Source organism: Cecembia sp., assembly GCF_007126775.1.
Classification (GTDB): domain Bacteria; phylum Bacteroidota; class Bacteroidia; order Cytophagales; family Cyclobacteriaceae; genus Cecembia.
This window is the reverse complement of the sequence record NZ_SLAP01000176.1, coordinates 1-5783: the sequence shown is the minus strand read 5'-3', so window position 1 is coordinate 5783 and position 5783 is coordinate 1. Positions and strand designations below refer to the sequence as shown.

The 5783-nt window shown below is 45.2% G+C and carries 1 protein-coding gene; it reads left to right on the top strand.

What is annotated here, in order from left to right; genetic code table 11:
- Positions 1-754: 754 nt before the first annotated feature.
- The gene (locus QZT73_RS11865) at positions 755-5626 is read left to right on the top strand and encodes a RecQ family ATP-dependent DNA helicase (protein ID WP_291788328.1); all 4872 of its coding nucleotides are present in this window, start codon (positions 755-757) and stop codon (positions 5624-5626) included.
- Positions 5627-5783: the final 157 nt, after the last annotated feature.

The window sequence follows — 5783 nt, the reverse complement described above, 5'->3', positions numbered from 1 at the left end:
TTCCAGCCATAAGGGTCCTTCCGTCCAGGCAAATCCCTCTGCAAGGATATGGAAAGGTGTATCGGGATCCAGCAAATCCAAAATACGATCATCCAAAATCTCAATAAAGGCATCTTCTTTCATGGAGGTAGATTTTGAGGTGCAGGAAATCAAAAACAGATTTATTAACAAAGTGACAATTACCAATCTATACATGGTTTCAGGAGGTTTTTAGTGATGTTTTCACCTAAATTAAATATTATTGTCTAAACAGTAAATATTCTTGAATTGGTTTATCCCGAATTAAAAGACATTTTAAAAGTAACGTTAAGAATATAACTTGATATGAATGATAATAATTTGTCGGTATAAATCGTAAAACATTAACAACGAAATCGTCTTTGTTGGGCGGGGAAGGACCGAACGTTAAGGAAATGTCCTTTGGACATTTTTAGTGAGGGGCCAGATTGCAGGGCAGGAATAAGAGCCTCGGAAAAAGTAAAAATTTCGCCAATGACTGATTTTGGGCTGATAAGATTCGAAATTCTTGCCCCGATAACTATACGGGGTTGGTTACTTTTTTTAACATAGCCTGTCCCGCAGAATTGCGGGAAAAAAAGTGACAGAGAGAAAATGTTAAAAATCTACTCAGTCAGGTTGAATTTTAATTTATGTTTTGATTTCAATTACAGATAAGTTAGATGGAATTATGCCTTAGAGCTTAAATACGGTTTCAAGTGACTTTTTGTGATATTATCACCTGAATTAAATATAATTGTGTAAGCAGATAGACAATTTCATTGTCAATCCAAGACATTCTGTGACACTGATGAAGGACCCCAATCAAAACATTTGCTTTTTAGACCTTGAGGCAGACCCTCAAAGTGGAAAACTCTTAGACTTTGGGGCCCTAAAATCCGATGGAAGCACTTTCCACGGCACACAACTGAAAAAACTGGTAGAGTTTTTGGGCCATCCACAGTTCGTATGCGGGCACAACCTCTTGGGACATGACCTTCCCCTGCTTCAGAAAAAAGGGATAAGTTTTGCCGCTGTCATCGACACCTTGTTTTTATCTCCACTGCTATTCCCTAAGAAGCCTTATCACCATTTGGTAAAAGATGACAAGCTTCAGAGCGATAGCCTCAGCAACCCACTCAACGATGCCATCAAAGCCAAGGACCTGTTCTACGATGAGCTGAGTGCATTTTTGGATTTGGATAAAGCGTTACAGAATATTTTCCAAGGATTGCTCGCACCAACCGATGCCTTCAAAGGCTTTTTCGAATATTGGGGTTTTAACCTTGCCGTAGAAAATCTCCCGCAACTTATCCACAGTCATTTTGCAGGAAAAATATGTGCAAGAGCGGATGTGGATAAGTATGTGCGGGAGCAACCCATCCCCCTTGCCTATGCACTTTCACTGATCAATTGCGGGGACAGATTTAGCATTACACCTCCCTGGGTATTGCAACGCTTTCCCGATACGGACAGGTTGATGACCTTGCTAAGGGGAAGGCCCTGTATGCCAGGTTGTGCCTACTGTTCACAAACATTTGACATCCATGCGGGCCTGAAGCGGATTTTTGGCTTTGAGCAATTCAGGACCTATGGAAATGAGCCTTTACAGGAAAAGGCCGTAAAAGCGGCGGTAGATGGAAAATCCCTGCTCTGCATCTTTCCCACGGGGGGAGGAAAATCCATTACTTTTCAACTACCGGCCCTGATGGCGGGAGAAAGGGAAAAAGCACTTACCCTTGTCATATCGCCCTTGCAGTCCCTGATGAAGGACCAAGTGGATAACCTGGAAAAAATGGGCATCACAGAAGCCGTTACCATCAATGGCCTATTGGACCCCATCGAAAGGGCCCAATCATTTGAAAGAGTGGAAGAAGGTTCAGCATCCCTTCTCTACATTTCTCCAGAATCGCTGCGCTCCAAAAGTATTGAAAAGCTGCTCCTCGGAAGAAAAATCAACCGGGTGGTGATCGATGAAGCGCACTGCTTTTCTTCCTGGGGACAGGATTTCAGGATTGATTACCTCTACATTGCGGACTTTATACGTAAGCTTCAGGAGACCAAAAACCTCTCCGAACCCATCCCGGTCTCTTGCTTTACAGCCACTGCGAAGCAAAAAGTCATTGAAGATATCCGCAATTACTTCCGCGAAAAACTTTCCCTCAACCTGGAAATTTTCCGATCGGGTGTGTCCAGGACCAATCTGCGCTTTGAAGTGGTCGAAAGAAACAAGGAAGAGGAAAAATATCTTGCACTCCGCGACTTGCTGGAGGCCAAAGCCTGCCCCAGCATCATCTATGTTTCACGGACCAGAAAGGCATTTGACTTAGCGCAAAGGCTGAACAAAGACGGTTTTCCTGCACGTGCCTATCACGGTAAGATGGACAAAACCGAAAAAAGCCAAAATCAGGATGCCTTTATTTCGGGAGAAGTCAACATTATGGTGGCCACCTCTGCCTTTGGCATGGGTGTGGATAAAAAGGATGTGGGTTTTGTGGTTCATTATGAAATCTCAGATTCCCTGGAAAACTATGTACAGGAAGCCGGACGTGCAGGAAGGGATGAAAATATTGAAGCGGAATGTTTTGTCCTTTTTGATGAGGAAGACCTCAGCAAGCATTTTATCCTGCTGAACCAAAGCAAAATTACCCTCAAAGAAATCCAACAGGTCTGGAAAGCGATCAAAAATCTCACCCGTTACAGAAGTCAGGTATCAAACTCTGCCCTGGAAATTGCCCGTCAGGCAGGTTGGGATGACTCCATGCGGGAAATCGAGACAAGGGTGATCACAGCCATTGCCGCCTTGGAGGATGCCGGATACCTCAAGCGTGGACAAAATATGCCCAAAATCTTCGCCAGCAGCATTCAGGTCGCCAATGCACAGGATGCCATTTTAACAATAGAAAGCTCTCCGAGATTTTCCCAAAACCAGAAAGTCCAGGCTGTCCGAATCATCAAAAAGCTCTTTTCTTCCAAAAGCAGACAAAAACGACTAGAGGATGAAGCAGAGGCAAGGATTGACTATATCGCTGACCACTTGGCCATGGTCAAAGAAGAGGTGATTGAAATCATTCACCTGTTGAGAGAGGAAAAAGTCCTGGCGGATTCCAAAGACCTACAGGCCTACATCCGAAAATCAGATGCCATCCAAAAGCCCATGGACATTGTGGAAAACATCGGATTGCTGGAAAATTACCTTTTGGGCCAAATCCAGTCAGAACCCCGGATTTTCCAGATCAAAAGCCTCAATGAAGGTGCCGCGCTGGAAGGTTTAAAGGGGATAACACCCGCCAAAATACGCAGCGTCATCAATTACTGGGCCATCAAAAACTGGGTAAGCAAGCAGTTTTCCACATCCTCCAAAAACCATGTAGAGCTGAAAGCCAACTTATCCACAGAAGTGCTGAAAGAAAAATTCCGCAAAAGGCATGACCTGGCCCGCTTTATTGTGGATTATCTGTACCGAAAGGCGGCATTGGCAGCACCTGATCTACCCTTGTTTTCAGGGGAGATGCCTGTGGATTTCTCCGTAATGGAACTGAAAGACGCCTTCGCCTCAGAAGCAGGACTCTTTGAAAGAAGCTGCAGTCCCGCCGAAGTGGAAGATGCCCTTTTCTACCTTACCAGAATGGATGCCCTCAAAATCGAAGGGGGCTTTTTGGTGCTCTACAACCGCCTGACCATAGAGCGTACCGAGAGGGACAATAAGGCCCGGTACAAGCAGGAAGATTACCAAAAACTGGAGAGATTCTACGAAAACAAGGTACAGCAGATCCATATTGTTGGGGAATATGCCAAAAAGATGATTGCGGATTACCGGGATGCCCTGCAGTTTGTCGAGGATTATTTCCAGATGAATTACGTGACTTTCCTCAATAAATATTTCAAGGGCAAGCGCCAAAAAGAAATCAGCCGTAACATTACTCCAGCCAAATTCAAACAGCTTTTTGGGGAGTTATCCCCAGCCCAACTGAAGATCATCAACGACCAACAATCCAAAAATATCGTCGTAGCTGCCGGACCGGGAAGTGGAAAAACCAGGATACTTGTCCACAAATTGGCCGCACTCCTGCTCATGGAGGATGTCAAGCATGAACAATTGCTGATGTTGACCTTCTCTAGGGCGGCAGCCACAGAATTCAAAAAGCGCTTAATGGGGCTGATAGGAAATGCGGCCCTTTTTGTGGATATCAAAACTTTCCATGGCTATTGTTTTGATATCTTGGGTAAGGTGGGCAGTCTGGAGAAAACCGAAGATGTCATCGTGCAGGCTACCCAAATGATCCGGGAAAATAAAACCGAACCCAAGGAAGTCACCCGCACCGTATTGGTCATTGATGAGGCGCAGGACATCAGCGGGGAAGAGTTTGCCTTGATTGAGGCGCTGATGGAACAGAACGAAGACATGCGGGTCATTGCTGTGGGGGATGATGACCAGAACATCTATGAATTCCGGGGTTCAAGTGCAGTGTACCTTGAAAAATTCATCACTGAAAAGCAGGCCCTCAAATATGAGTTGGTGGAAAACTACAGGAGCAAATCCAACCTAGTCGATTTCTCCAATCAATGGGCAGCAACCATAAGCCAAAGGTTGAAAAACACCCCCATCATGGCCCATCAGTCTGAACACGGTCTTCTAAAGCTGCAACAGCACCAAGGCAGCCACATGATCCGACCTTTGGTAGATGACCTGATTTCCCGTTCCCTTAAGGGCAGTGTAGGTGTTCTTTGCAGGACCAACGAGGAGGCATTAAGCATCCTCAGCCGTCTTTTGGAAAAAAACATTTCCGCCAAGCTGATTCAAAGCCATGAGCAATTCCATTTGCTGCAACTCTTTGAAATCCGCTTTTTCTTCAATTCATTATCCCTAGGACCCGGTCAGTTTACGATCCCGGAAGAGAAATGGAAAAGGTCAAGGCAGCAGCTGGAAACAGCTTTTGGCCATAGCCAAAAATGGGAATTGGTGAATCGCCTTTTGGATGATTTTGAACAGATTTTTCCCAAAACCAGGTACCGGACAGATCTGGAAGAATTTATCCGGGAGTCCAAAATAGAGGATTTTACCGATCAGGAATATGGTACTGTTTTGGTTTCCACGATCCACAAAGCCAAGGGAAAGGAGTTTGACCAAGTGTATATGATGATCAGCCAATCCGATTGCCGGGATGACCAAGAGCGCCGACTATTGTATGTGGGAATGACCCGGGCCAAGTCCTTACTTTCTATTCATTATCGTGGTAATTATTTGGATGACATCACTGCTGAAGCCATGGAAAGAACTGAAGTTCCGGCCCTTGAGGAAGATCATGGACCTTTGCTTCTACAGCTCGGTTTGAAGGATATCAATTTGGGTTTTTGCGCCTTCAGACAAAAACTTATCCACCGCCTAAGGACCGGGGATTTGTTAAATCTGGAAGAAAATGATGGCCTGAACGCACAGGGTCAGGCCGTTTTTCGGTTTTCTCTGGCCTTCCAGCAAAGCTTGGCCCAGTATGTGGAAAAAGGCTATACCGTACAGCAGGTATCTGTCAACTGGCTGGTCTATTGGCACAATCCTGAAACAGAGAAGGATGTATTGGTGGTACTGCCGGAGTTGGTGTTGGCGAGGGTACCTGCTGTGGAAAATTAGATACGATTAACTGCTCTCACCGTCTTTCTCTTCTTGCTCCTTTTTGTTGAAGTGTTTTTCATAAAACTCGAAAACCCTCTTCCAATGATCATGGAAATCACGCTCGTTGCTAGCTACACCTGCACCATGACCCCCATTGAGGTAATTGACCCATACC